The organism is Actinomyces respiraculi (genome assembly GCF_014595995.2).
Lineage (GTDB): Bacteria > Actinomycetota > Actinomycetes > Actinomycetales > Actinomycetaceae > Actinomyces > Actinomyces respiraculi.
This window is the reverse complement of record NZ_CP063989.1, coordinates 2,778,318-2,795,747: the sequence shown is the minus strand read 5'-3', so window position 1 is coordinate 2,795,747 and position 17,430 is coordinate 2,778,318. Positions and strand designations below refer to the sequence as shown.

Sequence of the window (17,430 nt, the reverse complement as noted above, 5' to 3'; positions counted from 1 at the left end):
GGGGTGGTGGTCTGGTGGTGCGGGGTGCGAGGGCGGCGCCTCACGTACGGGCGGGGGCGGTGGGGTCGGAGAAGTCGGCGACTTGGCACAGGCGGGGCCTGCGCCCGCGCCGGATCCACCAGCCGCGCCCGGGTGCCAGGTGCTCGGGACGCATCCCGAAGATCTGCCCCTCGGAGCGGTCGCCGTCCATGAGCAGGCAGGTGGCGCCCGTGTCGCGCAGCGCCTGGAGGGCCTGCTCGAACATCGCCGAGCCGATGCCGGCGACGGGGCGGGCCAGGACGATGGTGAGGTGCAGGTCGCGCGCGGAGGGCAGGTACGGCAGGACGGGGGCCAGGACCGTCTGCCCGCCGGCGGCGAGGATCTCGTAGTCGTCGACGACGAGGACGATACGCGGGCCCTCGACGTGGCTGCCGGAGGCCAACGCCTCGGAGCGCTGGGCGAGCTCGGAGGCGATGGCGTTGGACAGGCCGATCGCCGTCGCCGAGGAGGTGGCGTGCCCGCCGAGGTAGTCCTCCGGGCAGGCTGACAGCACGCCGCGTCGCACGTCGTAGAGGCCGACGACGAGCTCGGCGGGCGTGTGCCGTTCCACAAGTGTCTCTACGACGCCACGCAGGACGGTCGTCTTGCCGCAACCGGAGTCGCCGAGCACCACGAGGTGCGGGTCGAGCGACGTCGGGTCGAGGCAGGCCGGCTCCATCGTGTCCTGCATGAGGCCCAGCGGCAGCAGGTCGGGCAGCTCCTCGGCGTCGGGCAGGCTGAGCGGGTCGATGACCTCCGGCAGCAGGCGCACCTGGGCGGGCCGGGCGCCGGGCCACGAGTCGACGGTCCGGCGGGCCAGCGCCTCCAGGCCGGCGCCCACGTTCGTGTGCTCGCCCTCGAGCAGGGGCAGCGCGATGTGGGCGAAGAGCTTGTCCTGTCGCAGCACCCGCCCGGGCGCGTCCGCTCTCAGGGTCTGGGAGAGCTTACGGGCGATCGCCGAGTCCTGCGGGTCGTTGAGCCGCAGCTCCAGCTTCGTGCCGACGAGGGGCTGCTGGGCCATGCGCAGGTCGTTGGCGCGCGAGAGGGTGGCCACGACGTGGACGCCGAGCCCGCCGCCGCGCCGCAGGACGTCGTCGACGAGGTCCTCCAGCTCGGAGAAGTCAGCGCGTAGCGCCCCGAGGCCGTCGAGGAGGAGCACGACGTCAGCGCTGGGCAGCTCGGGCAGCCTGCCGGCGGCGTGCTCGTGACGCAGGGCCTCGAGGGAGTCGAGGCGGTGGCGGGACATAACGGCCTCGCGGTCGTTGAGCATCGAGACCATCTCCTCCAGGACCCGGCGCATGCGCTCGCGGTCGCCCCGGGTGGCGATGCCCCCGACGTTGGGCAGGCCGACGAGGCGGGACAGGCCGCCCCCGGTGGCGTCGAGGCCGTAGAAGGCCAGGCGCCGGGGAGACAGGCACAAGGCGGCGGAGGCGGCGAGCGTCCACAGGAAGGTGGTGCGTCCCGACTGGGGTGCGCCAAGGACCGAGACGTGCCCGCCACCGACGGTGAGATCGAGCCGCCACTCGTCTTGGCGCTGCTGGGCGGGGTCGTCGAGAAGACCGATCGGCACGCTCAGCGTCCCCTCGCCGTCGGCGGTGAGCGCCGCCGCCCCGTCGCCGGGGGTACCGCCGGGTGCGGCGGCGCGCGCTCCCGCCTCGGTGGCCGTGAGCGACGTCGGCCCGCCGGTCAGGCGGTGGTTCAGGAGCGCTCCCAGGCTCAGGCGCCGAGGCAGGGGCTCAAGCCACACGGGCGTAAGGCGCTCGGTGGCCGCCGTGAGCTGCTCGACGACGACGTCGACGACGGTGCGTTGCACGGAGTGACCCTCGGGCACATCCTCCTCGCCCGACGGGACGGCCGGGCTGTGCGCGAGCCCATTGTGTACGGGCAGGAGCAGGGGCTCCTTGTCAGCCACCTCCTCCGGCGTCTCCTGCACCTCGAGCTCGTCGGCGGGGCCGGAGACAAAGCCGGAACGGAAGCGGGTGAAGATCGTCGTGTCCACCTTGAGGTAGCCGTAGCCGGGGGAGGAGGGCAGGTGGAAGGCGTCGTTCGTGCCGATGACGGTGGAGGACTCGGACTCAGTGAAGGTGCGCAGGCAGATCCGGTAGGACAGGTAGGTGTCGAGGCCGCGGAGCTTGCCGCCCTCGATGCGCTGGCTGGACAGGAGCAGGTGGACGCCGATGGAGCGGCCGATCCGCCCGATGGTCAGCAGCAGGTCGACGAAGTCGGGGTTGGCGGTCAGCAGCTCACCGAACTCGTCGATGATGAGGAACAGGTGCGGCATCGGCGCCATCTCGGGGTGCTGGGCGCGCAGCCTGCGGTAGTGGCCGATGTCCGGCGAGCTGCCGGCGTCGCGCAACTGGCGCTGGCGGCGCACGACCTCGCCCTGGATGGAGGCGTGGGCCCGCTCGGTGAGACCGGGGTCGTCGGCCAGGTTGTCCATGAGGCCGACGACGTGGGGCAGGGTCTCGAAGGGGGCGAAGGCGGCCCCGCCCTTGTAGTCGACGAGGATCATGGCCAGGTCCTCGGGGCTGTGGGTGGTGGCGAGGGCGGTGACGAGGGTGCGCAGGAGCTCGGACTTGCCCGAGCCGGTGGCCCCGACGCACAGGCCGTGGGGCCCCTGGCCGAGCTGGGCGGACTCCTTGAGGTCGAGCAGGAGGGGCCGGCCGGAGTCGTCGGAGCCAATGGGCACGCGCAGGAAGTCGCGTGCGGAGCGCGGTGCCCAGGCGCGGGCGATGTCGATCGCCCGGGGGTCCTCGACGCCGAGCAGATCCTCCAGAGAAGTGGACTCGGCGGAGGCGTCCTCTCTCTCAGCGACCCGCCCGAGGCTCAGTGGGGTGAGCGTGCGCACGATGCCCTCGGCGATCGCGGGGCCCAGAGGCTCCGGGGTGCACACAAGACTCGCTGCGGTGAGGGCCCGGGCGTCCTCGTGCTCGCGGAGGTCTTCGATGAGGACGGTGCCGTCGGGGCGTGCGGTCAGGCGCACCGACGGGTCGCTGGGCTCGTTGAGGCGGTCGGTGACGAGATGGAGCTCGGTGATGCCAAGGTCGGCGCTGCGCACGCCCGAGTCCGGCAGGGTGAGCTCGTGAGCAGCCCCGTCGTCCTCGATGACGGCGAGGGTCCGTGGGCCGGTGGTGTGGCCGGCGCTTGCGATGCTCGGGTACTGGGTGACCTGCTGGGAGATGGCGGCCAGCTCGGGCTTGAGCAGGACACTGAGCTGCTCGACGTCGGGGGCGGTGCGCCGCATCGCCACCGGCCCGTCGAAGACGCCGTGCATCCTCAGGTGCGGCAGCCGCGACACGCTGTCCCACGCGTCGGCGTCAGCGGTGTCGTAGGCGAGGGCGATGCGCAGGTCCTCCGGGGCGTGCAGGACGGCCGCCTGGACGACGAGGCTGCGGGCGAGCGTCCGGGTGACGTCGACCGGGCCGACGACGGAGACGATCCCGGCACTGTCGAGATCGACGACGGCGGGGGCGGTGCGCAGCAGGCAGTGCGCGTCAACGATGGCCCGCGCCTGGTCTTTCAGGACCGGGTCGGTCTCGGTGGGCGTGGTGGACGGGGAGGCGGTGGCGAGGGTGACGGGGATGTCGCCGACGCCTACGCGCAGGCTGAGGAAGTCAGGGTGGTAGCGCCGCCGTTCCCAGCGTCGCTCGGGCGCGGTGGCGAGGCGGGCGAGCGCCTGGGGGCCGGGATGGGAGACGGTGAGGGCCCGGCGCAGCTCGTTGGCGAGCGCGGTGGCCTCTTCGTTGGCTGTGAGGAGCTTGTCGAGGTACTGCTCGCGCTTGGCGGATCGGGTTCGGGCGGCGCTGAAGCGGCGTGAGAGCAGGGCCGAGATCATGGCGACGGCGGTGATGACCATCATGACGGCGCCCAGGAGTGCGAACACGGGGTTCGCACGCATGACGGTCATCATGAGCATCGAGGAGCCGGCGCCGAGCAGCGGGACGAGCATCTGGAAGGGGAAGCCCTGTCCGGACCCGGTGTCGGTGAGCTGCGGGGGGTCGGGGACGACCACGGGCTCGGGAGGCAGAGCCGGGGGGACAATCCTGCCCGGCCTGTGGATGACATCGATCATGAGTTCCCCTGCGGACGTGCGGCGTCGACGGCTTCCACGACGTCGACAGCGTCGACGATGTCGGCGGCCAGGCGCGTCAGGGCCAGACCGGTGGGCCGCTCGATGAAACCGGGGGCGGGGGTCCGCGTCGCCGTCGTCCGGGCGAGAACCGAGTCGAAGGGGATGAGGGTCTCGTGCTTGCGCAGTCGGGGAATGAGGACGGAGCCGGGCTCGGTGGCGACGACGGCGTGCAGGAGTCGGGGTCGTCGCGGCACCTGTGCGAGCGGTGCGGCGAGGGCCGCGATGCGCCTGCGCGTGGCCTCGACGTCGGCGCGTGTGGCCCGCGAGACGAGGACGACGGAGTGGACGTGGTGGGCGGAGGCGAGCAGGTGGGCGTCGTGCATGAGCGCCGCCTCGGTCAGGACGGTGTCGTGGAAGCGGAACAGGTGGGTGCGCACGTCGTCCCACTGTGGTGGGCGCTCGTCCCGCCAGGCGGGCAGACGCAGGCGCCCCAGCAGGTTGTCGTCGGTGATACCAACGAGTGCATGCGCCTGGGCGGCGGTGGTGGGCGGCCGGGCGCCCGGGCGCGCCGACCAGGTTGGCGTGCTCGGGTCGTAGGGGTTCTCGGAGGCGTCGAGCAGGAGCCCGGGCAGACCGCGGGTGCGGGTGAGCAGAGCGGCGAGCTGGATGGACAGCGTACTTGTGCCCACCCGAGGGACGGAGGGGATGATGAGGCTGCGGCAGGCCAGGGGGAGGACGCGTCGTAGGCGCAGGCCGAGGTCCTGCGTCTGGGCGCGGCTCGTGGCAGCTCCGGTGAGGAGGAGACACGTCGCGTCGAGCAGACGACGGGTGGGGCGGTGGCGCAGGGCGTGTCGACTCATGAGAAGACGGTGAGCAGGTGGGTGTAGAGCCCCTGCATCCCGCACAGGAGCGGGAGCGTGGCGATGACGGTGAGGGTCTCGAGACGGTTGCCGAGTTGGCGCAGGCGGACCCGGTTGTGCGCGGCCGGGCGGTACAGGCTCAGGCCCGCGGCGGCCAGGGCTGCGCCTGCGACGACGAGCACCTTGACCGTGCTGTCGGGCAGGGCGGCGAAGGCGGGGAGGGCCGACGCCCACAAAGCGAGGACCTCCAGGCGCAGGGGGAAGGCCCGTGAGCGCAGTAGGACCCCGATGACGAGCACGACGGCCAGCGTCATCGGCCAGAGCCCGGCGCCCTGGATAAGGAGGTGGGTCGACCAGGCGGTGGCAGCGGCGCAGGCGAGGACGGCTGCGGCCATGGCGTCGTGCGAGCGCCGTACGGCGAGGTCGACGCGCGAGCGCCGGGGAAGACGCCCGGCCAGGGCTTCGTCGTCGAGGTGGGAGGTACCCGAGACGAGGAGCGCGGCCCAGGGGACGATGCCGAGGATGACGAGAGCGCTCGTCCCCAGGAGCCCCGCGCTCATGAGCGGGCGCAAGGAGAGGTCCTCCAGCAGCAACCATGCCGCGGTGAAGCCGACGGCGAGCACCGCCCCGGCGATCCACCCCTCGTGCCGGAGGCCAGTGGCGATGAGGGCGAGGGCGACGGCGACGGCGAGGACGGCGGCCACCGGGTTGTCGGTGGTGTACCAGGCGAGGACGGGCCGGGTAAGCAGGCCGACGCCGACGCACTGGACGAGGACTCCGGCGCCCGGCAGCGTCAGGGCGCGCTCGTGCGGCAGGCCGTTCATGCGGGTGACGGCGGCGCCGATGGCGAGGACGACGAGGCCGAGCGTGCCGATGGCGACCATGCTCCTGCTGTCGGCTCCCGGCGTGGTGCCGAGGAGCACGTGGGCGAGGTAGGCGCTGACGATGAGGGTGAGGGCGCCGGTGCCCAGGAGTCGGTCGGTCTCCTTCCACCGCCACGGATGGTGGTCGGTGACGGAGGTGAGGATCCCGGTGACGTCGGAGACCTCGGCGGGCGGGGGGACGTCGTCGTCGGGCATGAGTCGCAGGATCTCGCCGTCGCGCACGTGCTGGGTGGCGAGGTCCTGCTCGGGGTCGAGGACGCTGGCGTCGGCTCTGACGAGTTGTAGGGCGGGCAGGTCGGTCCCGCTGGTCGTGCCGAGCAGGTGGAGCAAGGCGGGCAGGTGGAGGCCGACGGGCTCGTCGGAGGGCAGGACCATCTCGGCTCGGCGGTCCGGGGCGATGACGGTCACGCGCGTGTACGGGATCATGGCAGCCTCTCCAGCTCGGGGGCGGGCGAGTCCGAGGGCGCGCTCGTCGTGCCGGTCGTACCGGTGGTGGCGAGGGAATCGAGGTGGGTGGTGATGAAGGAGTAGCCGACGCACCCGGCGCAGGCGAGGGCGGCGACGATAAGCGAGGCGATGAGCCGTGGCAGGACGGGGCGGGGCCGGCCGGGCGCAGAGCCGCGCTCGAGGGCGGAGGCCAGGCGCCGGTGCCTGACGCGGGCACTGTCGAGGACGGCGGCGTCGGTGTCACGTGCCATGCTCAGGCCTGCTCAGTGGAGCCGAGGACGCGGGCGAGGTTGCCGCCGGTGCCGTCGAGGGTGGTGAGCAGGCGGGCCAGGGCGTTCCAGTCGGCCTCGGTGCCGGTCTCGAGGGGCACGAGGATGCCGTGGCGCCGCCCGGTCCCAGTGAGGGACCCGTGGTGCTGGGTGGCGACGGCGGCGGCGTCGACACCCAGCTGCTTGATGCCGGGGGCCCCGATGAGGACGGCGAGGGGGGTGGGGACGGGGCGCGGGCCCGCTGGCAGGCAGCCGTCCGCGTATCCGAGGGTGCGGTGCGCGAGGGCGAACTGCGGCTTGAGGACGGTGCCGATGGCGGACAGGGCGGCCATGTAGTGGGAGGACCACTGGGGGAGCGTGAGCCACCGCGGGTTGATAACGAGCTCGAGGTACTCCTCGAGACCGGTGGAGGTGCGCGAGACGCTCAGGGTGCCGGACAGGACAGAGCCGTCAGTGCCGTCAGTGCCGTTAGGGCCGTGGGCGGCGAGCATGAAGGTGATACTGGGCATGCCGCGGCGGGCCAGCGTAGTCATGTCCTTCGGGTTCCAGGGGGCCCCGGCGGGCTCGTAGCGCCCCCAGCTCAGTGTGGTGTCCGGTGGCATGAGGTGCTCGACGACGAGCTCGGCGCAGCGTCCGAGGACGGTGCTGCGCCTGGCCGGGTGGAAGAGGGAGACCGACAGGCCGAGCACCGGAATGCGGGTGTCGAGCTGCCAGTGCGGGGGGACGGTGGAGGCGGCCGGGGCGGGCCCGTCCGTGGCGAAGGCGTCGATGCTCGGCGCCCAGCGACCGGAGCGCAGGGTGCGGTAGCCGTCGTACGGGTCCTTGACGAGGACGGCGCAGCCGGCGACGTCGACGAAGCGGTCGAAGGCGGGGGTGAGGTGCGCGCCGTGGGAGAGAACGAGGATGAGCCGGGTGGGGGAGGTGCGCGCGCGCATGGCATGCAGGTAGGCGGACAGGCCCTCGTCCATGGAGACGACGGGCTCGTCGAGGAAGGTGAGGGCGGTGTCGCTGCCGATGCCATCGTCGAGGTAGGGGATGGGGTGGGCCATGGTCGGGACCTCGTTCTCTGGAGTGCTCAGGGCAGCTGGGGGCGGCGTGTGGCCGGCGCGAAGGACAGAGGTGGTGGCGGTGGTGGCGGTGCGGGGACGGGCGTTCGAACTGGGTCGACGGCATTGAGGGGCGCGACGTACGGGGTGGGTGCGTACTCGGGTGCGGCGGGCGGGACTGGAGCAGTGGGAGGGGCTGCGTGCCGGGCGGGGGCAGACAGCTCGCGCAGTGTGCCTCGACTCGGGTCCGCCCCGTGGCGCACGTCGTACACGGTGGCGCTGCGGTAATGGCCGGCGTGTACGACGGCGAGCAGGGCGATAGGGGACGCCGGTGGCAGCCCGGCCGCGTCATCGACGCACCTCAGCCCGAGGGCCAGCCCTCCCAGTCCGCGCCCTGCGACGCAGTGGGCGGTGAGCAGGCCGACGAGCAGGATGAGTGAGGCGATGGCTTCGGCGAGCCGGATGGCGGGTGCGCTGCGCACGGTGACGGCGAGGATCGCCGGGGAGAGGACGGCGGCGGTGTCGATGAGCGCAGAACGCACGACGGCGGGAGCCTCCGCCGTACGGCATGCCGGCCATGAGGAGGCGCGTGGCACTGGGGCACTCCTTCGCGGTGAGACGCCAGAGACAGGCGCCAGTCTGGCTGAGATGACTGCCGCCTGCACGTCATGCTCTCACGTCACGGACGCGTGACGACCGTGACCTTCTCGGCATCCGTCTCGCGTTTCGGGACGGGGTCGGTTGCATGATGGCTCGCTCCCGATGAGGTGAGTACTGTGATCGACGTTGCCGTGTGCGGCGCCCGGACAGTGCATGGTGTGTTGCTGTTCTCTGCCCTGTTTGGTGCGTGATGTGCCTGGAATCCTGAGGAGGCTTGTATGAAGTTCGATATGGGTGCGACGACGCTCCTGACGCTGACCAAGAAGACCTCGACGTCGAGTGATGACCTGGGGGCCTTGGTGCGTCGGCTGTCTACGGCGGCTGAGCCGTTGGAGGGCAAGTTCAACGGCCATGGGCGTCAGACTTTTGATGACTTCAAGGCGCACACGGATGAGATCGCTGCGGAGATCAACTCGGCGCTGGCGGGCGTGCTGGCGGGTATCGCCGGTATGGACAGGGCGTTCACCGAGGGCGAGCAGGAGATGGTAGAGGTCACGCAGGCGGCGAAGAGCTCCAGCGACTTTGAGTCCGCCCGGTTCTCATCCGGGCGCTGATGTGGCTCGTGTGGGAATCTGACTGAGGAGAGGTAGTTATGGCCAACAACATGGAGCTTCGTTCATACGACATCGGTGCGTCGGAGGCTGCGCAGGCGAATTTCAATGATGTGGCGTCACAGCTGGAGGCGCTGATCTCGCAGCGTGACGCGGACGTGCGTGATGCGATGGCGCAGTACCAGGCCGACGGGGTCTCGGAGGACTACCGGGCGAAGGAGGCCCGGTGGAACCGGGCGGCGTCGGAGGTGCGCACGATCATCAGCAACTTGCGCGCCTCGATGCAGAGGACTGATGAGTCGGCGTCGACTGCGCTGTCGAAGGCGGGTGCGGCGGTCGAGGGGATGGGCTGAGCGTGTCTGGCTGGAGCATCAACCCGGAGGCCGTCTCCGCTGTGCTCATGACGGAGCAGGATGAGGTGGACACGGTTTTGAGCCCTGCGTTGGAGGGTCTTGGGACGGCTCAGACGGGTGCAGTCTCCGCGACCGAGACTCAGGCGCCGCTGGTGGCATCCGCGATCGTGGAGTGGTTCAATCTTCATGAGACTGATTTCACGAGCATGTCAAACACGATTAACAACGTGCTGACGAATACGGTCTATGCCGTCGACTGCTATCTCGCTCAGGACGAGGAGGCAGCGCTGGAGTATCAACGCCAGGCCGTGTAGGCCCCGTGTCGGAGTAGTGAGGGTTTCTGGTGACGATTATCCCCAGTGAGATTCCCGGTCTTGACATTGATGTCGAGTCGATCCGGACGAATGCGACCGACTTGTCCTCACACGCGGGGACCATGCGCACGTCGGGCTCGACGTTGAAAATGACCTGGGCAGGTATGACCTCGTGCTACCAAGCCCCGGAGCAGGAGACGCTCTACGCGGCGATGAGTCCGGTGGAGACAACGAGTGGCGCCCTGGCCGATGACCTGGAGTCGATGGCCTCGGCGCTGGGCACCTTCGCGGACACGGCCGAGGTCATCAAGACTGACGCACAGAATTTGCGGCTGAGGGCTCAGGGCTTCCTTGACACGACGGGTAAGGACCCTGAGTGGATGTATGACCAGGGCAACGTCGACGCGCACAACAGCCTGGTTGCCGAGGCCAACGCCTTGCAGGTGCGGCTGTGGGACGCGGAGCGTGAGTGTGCCAACACGATCCGGGCGCTGGACGGGATGGCGGGCTACCACGCCGACCAGCAAAGCCGGGACGATCAGTTGTTCTACGGGCTGTCCGAGATCCCGGTGCAGGCGACAGGGCTGGACTGGGGTGACCCTGTGGACCGGCGTGACCACTGCTTCAAAGGGGTAGGAGTCTCAGTCTGGCGTGGTGTGTACAACGACTCCCTGTTGGGGATGGTCAACGGACTGGCTGGACTGTTTGGTGTCGAGTTCGATGGCCCGAAAGGAGGCGTTCACGCTTCGTGGGATACGGCTGCGGTGACCTGGCGGGGGATCGGCAACCTCATGGGCCTGACGTGGGACGAGTTCGGCGATTTCGATGGCTTGAGCTTTGGGACCGCGTCGCGTGCCCGGGCGGAGATGCTTGCGGGATTCATCGCCTGGGACATGTGGAAGGAGGACCCGGTTAGGGCGGGCACCGTGACCGTCGTGAACATCGGGGTGACAGTTGCAACGGTGGGTGTCGGTGTTGCTGCGTCGGGAGCGGCTCGAGGCGGAACGGTGGCGGCCCGACTCGGGCCTTTGGGTCGGGCGGCCCAGATCGCCAATACCATCATGAGGTTCACCGACCCTGTGGGAATGGCCCTTGACGCCGGTGTGGCCAGGCTGGGCTCCTGGGCGGCGCGGATAACAGGTATCCGCGCACACGCGCACGACCTGATGGATGCCTGGCACAACTGGAGGCGTGCTGACGTTCCCGACGTCGACGTGCCGACCACTCACTCCGGCTCCCATCCGGACGTCGGCTCGGTTGACCGCGCCCACGCACCTGAGGTGGATGGCGGGGATCCGTCGATGTCACCTGACGCAGCGTCGGCTCGTCGTCCGGCCGCCGATGTGGACAGTGCCGACGCTCATGCGCCGGCGCCTCGTCCGCATGCCGATGCGGAGGGTTCTGGTACGCCGGCTCGTCGTGTGGATGGTGACGCTGATGTGCCCGGTGCGTCGCGTGGCCGTGCGGACGCTGGTGCTGATGGTGATGCGCCGGAGGCCCGTCCGGGTGTGGATGCGGACGGTTCTGGTGTGCGGGCTCATCGTGTGGATGGTGAGGCTGACGTGCCTGGCACGTCGCATGGTCGTCCGGGTACTGGTGTGGATGCTGATGCGCCGGGGTCCCGTCCGGATGCGGAGGCGGACGGCTCTGGCACAGGAGCTCACCGTGCGGACGACGGTTACTCGGCCGATAGGGATCCCTTCAATGTGGAGCACCGCCCCAGTGTGGCGAACTCCGTGGATATCGGCGTCGATCACCCGCTGTCACCGACACCTCGTAAGCCATTCGGTCGGGGCGCCGAGTTGGAGCCGGACACGGTGTACCACGTGGAGGGTCGTGGCGACTTCTACACGAACTCTGAAGGCGTGGTCGTCCACGTGGAGGCGGGCTCGGCGGCGACGAATGGTGGCCGGATCAACCCCGATCTCAATGATCCGTTGCCGAATGCGACGTACACGGTGGATGACCGGTTCCACTACACGACGGATGAGCACGGCCGAACGGTGCGCTGTGAGGTTGACAGGCTTGATGCCCCTGAGAATGGTGGGGTCCGAAAGCCGCACATTCAGCGCAAGATCGGCCATTATGGTGATGACCTGCCTGGTGTGTATGAGGGTGGGCACCTCATTGCGACGCAGTACGGCGGACCGCCTGAGAGCATCAACATTGTGCCGGAGCTTCGTGAGGTGAACAGGGGCTCGGCGGCCTCCAATGGCGGCCAGGGGAGCTTCCACACCTTCGAGACGGAGAACCGAGACCTGTCGTACTCAAATATTGAGATCGACATCGATTATGATGTGAATTATACTGGAACTTCATTGGACGAAGTCCCAGAGACCTTGTATCTGAAGGCGGAGATGCAAGATGGTTCATCTGTTGAAAGACTGTATAGGAACAGATAGTGAGTGACGTTCGTTTTATCCATGGACCTGTCCTTCGCGAGGGCGTTGGTGAGGAGCTTTTGCGTGCTGTTGAGGAGGGGCTTGCGCAGTGGGTGTTGGATGACGGTTGTCAGCGTTTTGACTACACGTTTCAGACTCTGGGGATCTTGGGGGAGCCTTCTGCGTATCGTGTGTCCTCGGGCGGCGTGAAGGAGTCAATATTTTCACCACATCTTGTCGTCAAGTACATGGTCCGGCTGCGTAAGGCGTTGGCTGATGCTGAGCGTGGTGCGTGGACGTGGTGTCATCTGTGGATGGATGCGAGTGACCTGGAGTTGCACGCGGAGTTTGACTGGATGCGTGAGCCGTTGTTTGACGATGGCAGGCGTCCGCCGTCGGATGACTCCTGTGCTAAGGAGCTTGAGTGGCATCCGCGCTCAGTCGAATACATCCCAGGGTGGATGGCTGCGGGGTTGGCTCGTCATCGGCGGGTTCCTGCGGCGGTGGATGTGGATGTGCTGGAGCTGTTTGAACGGTTGTTTCCGGACCCTGAGGACGTCGATGGTGATCGCCTGTTCGTGTGGCCGGACACCCGCCAGGGTGTGGAGGAGCGTATGGGCAGGGTGCTGGGGGACTGGTTGCCTGGTACGGGTGCTCAGCGTGTGGACATTGTCTCTGACGTGGTGGACACCTATGAGGTGACGGACACGCGGTTGAGGATGCGTGATGGTGCGTCGGTGGTGGTGACACTGACAGAGCCGGAGGCGTGGTTCTGGGCTGAGAAGGCGCGCGAGGCGATGGTGGATCCTGTGCGTGGTGCGTGGACGCACGCTCACCTGTGGATGGACGTTGATGAGTTGGTGCTGCACAGTGAGTACGACTGGAACACCCGCCCGCCATTCCTTGATAGCGTGAGTGAGACCGTGCGCTCCTCATGGCTGGCCAACGAGCTCAGACGCTTCCCCCGCACCCCAGAGAACACCCCCACCTGGCTCACCAACGACGCGACGATAGACTGAAGACCAACAAAAGGAGACAGTCTCATGGGCTTCATGGAGCAGATGCAGGCGACGGAGATCGCGTCGGCACATTATGCGGACTGGATGCAGCAGACGGGTGTGACGCGGATGGACGTGCAGGTCGACGCCCTGGGTGCGCGCGTGCGGTTCCAGACGCGCGCCTTCAAGGATGGCGTCTGGTACAACAACGAGGTCCCCGCGATGCTCGTACGCGAGGCCATCGACCTGCGAGCGGCCATGGCGACGCCACAGGGTGGGACCTGGACTCGCGCCGTCGTGTCGATGAGTGCGCCCGAGTACAGGCTCATCACTGATGTCGACTACGACGCCAAGCCGGTCCTCGATCCTCCCGTCAATGCTGAGGACTGTGCAGAGGAGCTCAGGCTCTTCCCGCGCGACCCCGACGCGACGCCTGACTGGATGCGCGCCTGACCAGATCGGGGGCGCGCTTGCGCGTCGCCTCTCCGCCCAGACCTGACGGCGCGGACGCAAGACGGGTCTGAAATTCGCAGAGCTTACGAGAACCAATGATGAACACAATTCACCTTCTTAACGGTCCTGTTGACCTCAATGATCGTGGCTCGGCAGTCCTGTGCGCCATGGAAAAGGAGCTTGCTCAGTGGATGCTGGATGACGGCTGCCAGTATTTTGACTACGATTACCAAGTTCTGGGGGTTGCGGGAGAGTTTGATTCCTACCGTGTGTCTCCGGATGGTGTGCGGGAGTCAATACTCGCACCCAATCTTGTCGTCAAGTACATGGTCCGGCTGCGTAAGGCGTTGGCTGATGCTGAGCGTGGTGCGTGGACGTGGTGTCATCTGTGGATGGATGCGAGTGACCTGGAGTTGCACGCGGAGTTTGACTGGATGCGTGAGCCGTTGTTTGACGATGGCAGGCGTCCGCCGTCGGATGACTCCTGTGCTAAGGAGCTTGAGTGGCATCCGCGCTCAGTCGAATACATCCCAGGGTGGATGGCTGCGGGGTTGGCTCGTCATCGGCGGGTTCCTGCGGCGGTGGACGTGGATGTGCTGGAGCTGTTTGAACGGTTGTTTCCGGACCCTGAGGACGTCGATGGTGATCGCCTGTTCGTGTGGCCGGACACCCGCCAGGGTGTGGAGGAGCGTATGGGCAGGGTGCTGGGGGACTGGTTGCCTGGTACGGGTGCTCAGCGTGTGGACATTGTCTCTGACGTGGTGGACACCTATGAGGTGACGGACACGCGGTTGAGGATGCGTGATGGTGCGTCGGTGGTGGTGACACTGACAGAGCCGGAGGCGTGGTTCTGGGCTGAGAAGGCGCGCGAGGCGATGGTGGATCCTGTGCGTGGTGCGTGGACGCACGCTCACCTGTGGATGGACGTTGATGAGTTGGTGCTGCACAGTGAGTACGACTGGAACACCCGCCCGCCATTCCTTGATAGCGTGAGTGAGACCGTGCGCTCCTCATGGCTGGCCAACGAGCTCAGACGCTTCCCCCGCACCCCAGAGAACACCCCCACCTGGCTCACCCCGGCCACCAGGTCCACCGAGTCCGGTGACGGGCCCGACTCGTCGCCGGATGTGTACGATCCGGGCGTGATCTCGATGCCCGCCCCGTCCCCGTATGGGTTTTCCCCCGTTCCGCAGGTGGCTGAGCGCCTGGCTCCGGACTACTCTGCGGGTTTTGTGACCGCGGTCAGGCGCGCTCTTGCGCGTCCCTTGCGGTTCCGTGGGATCGCCTCGCGACGGGAGTTCTGGTTCGCCTACCTCGCCTGGATGCTGTTCTACGCCGTCATCGCCCCGTTCATCATCGCAGCGGTGGTCGTAGCGGATAAGTTGCTGGATGACCCGAACGCTCCCGCCATCGTCGGCGTTACCGGGTTCGGCGTGTTCCTCGTGGTCGGCGCGGTCTACATCCTGCCGGCAGCGGTGCGGCGCCTCCACGATGGAGGTCGGTCGGGGTGGTGGATGCTGCTGCCTCTCATCCCGTACGCCGGAATCGTCCTCATCGTGTTCCTTGCCCTGGAGCCGCGCCCCTGGCTATGGCGCCCACAGTGGGTGACGGACAGGCGGTAGGACTTCCTCTCACACGCGAGCTACCGTGGGCGGTCCGCCTGACCCTGGCAGACCGCCGTTGATACCCCGGGGGAACGCACATGCAGACCATGAATGATGCTGGCTACGGCTACGCTCCGAGCTGGCCGCCCGCCGTGCCGGGAGGCCAGCTCGGCGGTTTCCTGTGCCTCCTGTCCTGCGCTGTGCGTCGCCTCCACGACGGGGGACGGTCAGGCTGGTGGGCGCTCATTGCCCTCATCCCCCCGCTCGGCGGGATCATCCTTCCCGTGCTCCTCGCCTTGGAGCCCCGTCCGTGGCTGTGGCGCCCGGAGTGGGTCGGCGAGAACGTAAGGAGCGCATCGTGACGGTAACCGACGAGACGGGAGAGGGCGCGGACCCCCGCGCCAGGGTCGAGGCGCTCCAGCGGGCGCACCGCGCCGCACACGCACGCGTCGCCCCACTGTTCGACCGCGACCGCGACGGCAACCGTCCCCCGCTGGACGCCGGATTCGACGCGTGGCGCGCCGAGCTCTCCCGGCTCGACGCCCTCTACTGCGAGGGTGACGTCCTCGTCGCAGGCGGGAGCGAGTTCTCCTCGCCGTCGGCGCTCGACCCCGACGTCGTTGCAACAGGCGAGGTCGAGGTCCACGGCAGCAGCGCCCGCGTCAGCCTCGTTCCCCTCACGTCCCGCGGCGGCCACAAGGAGGTGAACCTGGTGCGCACAGGCGGGGAATGGAGGATCACGAGCATCGCCACGTTCCACGGCGACCCCGCCTCGCCCATCGTCACCGAGCAGGTCAGGCGCGAGCACCTCGAACAGGCCCGTTCGGCACAGGGACTGCACGAGCTCGGCGAGAACGACAACCCCGCCATTGGCGACCTGTTCCTCACCGGCTACGCACGGGTCCCGCGAGACGATGAGGACGACGACGAGTATGACGAGGAGACCGCGCCCGCCGACCACACGGACGCCGAGGTGGTCGCCACCGAGCTGCGGGACCTGGGCTCCTTCCCGCACGGTGACCTGCTCGCCGTCGGCGACGCCGGATATATCGACCACATGGTCTATGTGTGCGCGATGCCCGTCGAGCCGGGGCACGCCCGGGCACAGGCACTCCTCGCCCACTTCACCGCATCCACCCGCGTCGCCGCCGTCCGTGCGGTGCTCAGCAGCGCGCCCGCCGTGACATGGAAGCAGGCGCTGTCCGTCCCCGGAAGCGGCTACGCCGTCGGCGTCGACTCCGGCAGTGCCGCCATCCTCGACGCCGCCGCCTACCTGGGCCAGACCTACCGACAGTGGCACCACGGCTGGGACTCCTGGCTCGAGCACGACGCCGCCCTCTTCGACGCCGGGGCTGGTCCCATTGGCGTCATCACCCGTTCCGGCTGGGGCGACGGCACGTACGGCGTGTACTGGGGGCTGGACCAGGACGAGCGGCCCGTCCAGCTCGTCATCGACTACGGGGTCCTCGCCGCCCCCGCCGAGGCACCCGTAGAGGCGCGCGCCGATGGGGCGGCCGGGGAGCCGGCGGAGGTGTCCGCCGACGCGGGGCAGGACGCGGTCGGCTACCTCCGACCCTTGCACCGGCTCCCGGAGGTGCCCGAGCACCTCGCCGCCGACTATTCCGCAGGTTTTGTCTCCGCGGTCAGGCGCGCTCTCGCGCGTCCCTTGCGGTTCCGTGGGATCGCCTCGCGACGGGAGTTCTGGTTCGCCTATCTCGCCTGGGTGGGGATCAGCATCGTAGTCATGACGGCCCTCGGGCTCCTCGCCGACTGGGTGGCCACGAGGGTGGAGGACCCGGCCTGGCCCACAACCGCCATCGGGCTGTCCGGCATCACCGTCCTGGCTGTCGTCGCCCTCATCTACCTTTTGCCGCTGACGGTGCGTCGCCTCCACGACGGGGGACGGTCGGGATGGTGGATCCTTATCGCCCTCGTGCCCTCACCGGGTGGGATCATTCTGATCGTGCTCCTCGCCCTGGAACCCCGCCCCTGGCTGTGGCGCCCCCAGTGGATCGGGGCAGCGCGCGGCCAGTGAGGGGCCGGGCGGCGCGCGGCCAGTGACGGGCCGGGTGGACCCCGGGGCGGCTCGGGCTGCCTGGGCCGGGCGGGCCCCGGGGCGGCTCGGGCTGCCTGGGCCGGGCGGGCCCCGGTGAGGCTCGGTCCGCCTGGGCCTGCGGGCGACGGGACCCGGTCAGGTCACTGGGGGTCGGGCATGAGGATCCAGGCCGCGACGTAGACGACCCACATCGGGCCGGGCAGGAGCGCGGCCGCCAGGGTCGCCAGGCGCACAAGCGTCGGAGACACGCCCCAGTACTCCGCCAGGCCGCCGCACACGCCGGCGATGAGTCGTCGGCGGGAACGGCGGGGGAGCTGGGATCGGAAGGACTCGGTGCGCTGAGAGTAGGAGCCGGACGGGTACTGCTGCTGTGTCATGGCTCCAGTGTGTTCGGACCTCGCGACCGCAGGGATCCGGTGAGACCCTGATCGGCCCCTGAAGCCTCACGGACCCCGGCCCCTCAC

Annotated in this window: 16 protein-coding genes; 9 read left to right on the top strand and 7 right to left on the bottom strand. The window is 68.8% G+C overall.

All coding sequences use genetic code 11. The features are described from left to right. Window positions 1–40 precede the first annotated feature (40 nt). From eccCa to ID810_RS11675, 6 genes are read right to left on the bottom strand one after another with little or no spacing between them, the layout of a single operon-like run. Window positions 41–4,090, bottom strand: coding sequence for a type VII secretion protein EccCa (eccCa, locus tag ID810_RS11700; protein ID WP_166858196.1), 4,050 nt, complete (start codon window positions 4,088–4,090; stop codon window positions 41–43). Beyond that, on the bottom strand, window positions 4,087–4,950 hold the full coding sequence (locus ID810_RS11695) for a hypothetical protein (RefSeq protein ID WP_166858198.1): 864 nt from the start codon (window positions 4,948–4,950) through the stop codon (window positions 4,087–4,089). The genes eccCa and ID810_RS11695 overlap by 4 nt, the downstream gene beginning before the upstream one ends. Then, window positions 4,947–6,260 carry an EsaB/YukD family protein gene (locus ID810_RS11690; RefSeq protein ID WP_166858199.1) on the bottom strand — a complete coding sequence of 438 codons (1,314 nt, stop codon included), beginning with the start codon at window positions 6,258–6,260 and terminating at the stop codon, window positions 4,947–4,949. Before ID810_RS11690 ends, ID810_RS11695 begins: the two co-directional genes overlap by 4 nt. Beyond that, a complete protein-coding gene (locus ID810_RS11685) occupies window positions 6,257–6,532 on the bottom strand; it encodes a hypothetical protein (RefSeq protein WP_166858201.1) in 276 nt (91 codons plus the stop codon). Before ID810_RS11685 ends, ID810_RS11690 begins: the two co-directional genes overlap by 4 nt. Before the next feature lie 2 nt (window positions 6,533–6,534). Beyond that, complete coding sequence (locus ID810_RS11680; RefSeq protein ID WP_166858203.1) at window positions 6,535–7,599, bottom strand: DUF6177 family protein; 1,065 nt, start codon at window positions 7,597–7,599, stop codon at window positions 6,535–6,537. A gap of 26 nt (window positions 7,600–7,625) precedes the next feature. Further along, window positions 7,626–8,192 (bottom strand): hypothetical protein, encoded by a 567-nt coding sequence (locus tag ID810_RS11675; protein WP_166858205.1) that lies wholly within the window; start codon window positions 8,190–8,192, stop codon window positions 7,626–7,628. Between the two features lie 282 nt (window positions 8,193–8,474). Here ID810_RS11675 and ID810_RS11670 point away from each other — a divergent pair, with 282 nt between their 5' ends. The 9 genes from ID810_RS11670 to ID810_RS11630 all read left to right on the top strand — a co-directional run bounded on the left by ID810_RS11670 (window position 8,475) and on the right by ID810_RS11630 (window position 16,945). Beyond that, a complete protein-coding gene (locus tag ID810_RS11670; RefSeq protein ID WP_166858207.1) occupies window positions 8,475–8,810 on the top strand; it encodes a hypothetical protein in 336 nt (111 codons plus the stop codon). A gap of 38 nt (window positions 8,811–8,848) precedes the next feature. Continuing rightward, window positions 8,849–9,160, top strand: a complete 312-nt coding sequence (locus ID810_RS11665) for a pore-forming ESAT-6 family protein (RefSeq protein ID WP_166858209.1) — start codon at window positions 8,849–8,851, stop codon at window positions 9,158–9,160. 2 nt (window positions 9,161–9,162) lie between these two features. Then, entirely contained in the window at window positions 9,163–9,474 is a 312-nt protein-coding gene (locus ID810_RS11660) for a DUF6507 family protein (RefSeq protein WP_268916224.1), read from the top strand. A 29-nt stretch (window positions 9,475–9,503) separates the two neighbouring features. Beyond that, window positions 9,504–11,876, top strand: coding sequence for a DNA/RNA non-specific endonuclease (locus tag ID810_RS11655; protein ID WP_166858213.1), 2,373 nt, complete (start codon window positions 9,504–9,506; stop codon window positions 11,874–11,876). After that, the gene (locus tag ID810_RS11650) at window positions 11,876–12,874 is read left to right on the top strand and encodes a hypothetical protein (RefSeq protein WP_166858215.1); all 999 of its coding nucleotides are present in this window, start codon (window positions 11,876–11,878) and stop codon (window positions 12,872–12,874) included. The genes ID810_RS11655 and ID810_RS11650 overlap by 1 nt, the downstream gene beginning before the upstream one ends. Window positions 12,875–12,898: 24 nt before the next feature. Next, window positions 12,899–13,306 carry a hypothetical protein gene (locus tag ID810_RS11645; RefSeq protein ID WP_166858218.1) on the top strand — a complete coding sequence of 136 codons (408 nt, stop codon included), beginning with the start codon at window positions 12,899–12,901 and terminating at the stop codon, window positions 13,304–13,306. Between the two features lie 95 nt (window positions 13,307–13,401). Then, a complete protein-coding gene (locus ID810_RS11640; RefSeq protein ID WP_195858789.1) occupies window positions 13,402–14,928 on the top strand; it encodes a DUF805 domain-containing protein in 1,527 nt (508 codons plus the stop codon). 80 nt (window positions 14,929–15,008) lie between these two features. Next, window positions 15,009–15,272 carry a DUF805 domain-containing protein gene (locus ID810_RS11635; protein ID WP_166858249.1) on the top strand — a complete coding sequence of 88 codons (264 nt, stop codon included), beginning with the start codon at window positions 15,009–15,011 and terminating at the stop codon, window positions 15,270–15,272. After that, entirely contained in the window at window positions 15,269–16,945 is a 1,677-nt protein-coding gene (locus ID810_RS11630; RefSeq protein ID WP_166858251.1) for a DUF805 domain-containing protein, read from the top strand. Before ID810_RS11635 ends, ID810_RS11630 begins: the two co-directional genes overlap by 4 nt. 161 nt (window positions 16,946–17,106) lie before the next feature. On the opposite strand, the gene ID810_RS11625 is transcribed toward ID810_RS11630, so the two are convergent. Then, entirely contained in the window at window positions 17,107–17,343 is a 237-nt protein-coding gene (locus tag ID810_RS11625; protein WP_166858253.1) for a PspC domain-containing protein, read from the bottom strand. Window positions 17,344–17,430 lie beyond the last annotated feature (87 nt).

Bases quoted from the DNA above. Each gene is read 5' to 3' on its own strand.
- eccCa (WP_166858196.1), bottom strand. From the start codon at position 4,090: ATGATCGATGTCATCCACAGGCCGGGCAGGATTGTCCCCCCGGCTCTG.
- ID810_RS11695 (WP_166858198.1), bottom strand. From the start codon at position 4,950: ATGAGTCGACACGCCCTGCGCCACCGCCCCACCCGTCGTCTGCTCGAC.
- ID810_RS11690 (WP_166858199.1), bottom strand. From the start codon at position 6,260: ATGATCCCGTACACGCGCGTGACCGTCATCGCCCCGGACCGCCGAGCC.
- ID810_RS11685 (WP_166858201.1), bottom strand. From the start codon at position 6,532: ATGGCACGTGACACCGACGCCGCCGTCCTCGACAGTGCCCGCGTCAGG.
- ID810_RS11680 (WP_166858203.1), bottom strand. From the start codon at position 7,599: ATGGCCCACCCCATCCCCTACCTCGACGATGGCATCGGCAGCGACACC.
- ID810_RS11670 (WP_166858207.1), top strand. From the start codon at position 8,475: ATGAAGTTCGATATGGGTGCGACGACGCTCCTGACGCTGACCAAGAAG.
- ID810_RS11665 (WP_166858209.1), top strand. From the start codon at position 8,849: ATGGCCAACAACATGGAGCTTCGTTCATACGACATCGGTGCGTCGGAG.
- ID810_RS11645 (WP_166858218.1), top strand. From the start codon at position 12,899: ATGGGCTTCATGGAGCAGATGCAGGCGACGGAGATCGCGTCGGCACAT.
- ID810_RS11640 (WP_195858789.1), top strand. From the start codon at position 13,402: ATGATGAACACAATTCACCTTCTTAACGGTCCTGTTGACCTCAATGAT.
- ID810_RS11635 (WP_166858249.1), top strand. From the start codon at position 15,009: ATGCAGACCATGAATGATGCTGGCTACGGCTACGCTCCGAGCTGGCCG.
- ID810_RS11625 (WP_166858253.1), bottom strand. From the start codon at position 17,343: ATGACACAGCAGCAGTACCCGTCCGGCTCCTACTCTCAGCGCACCGAG.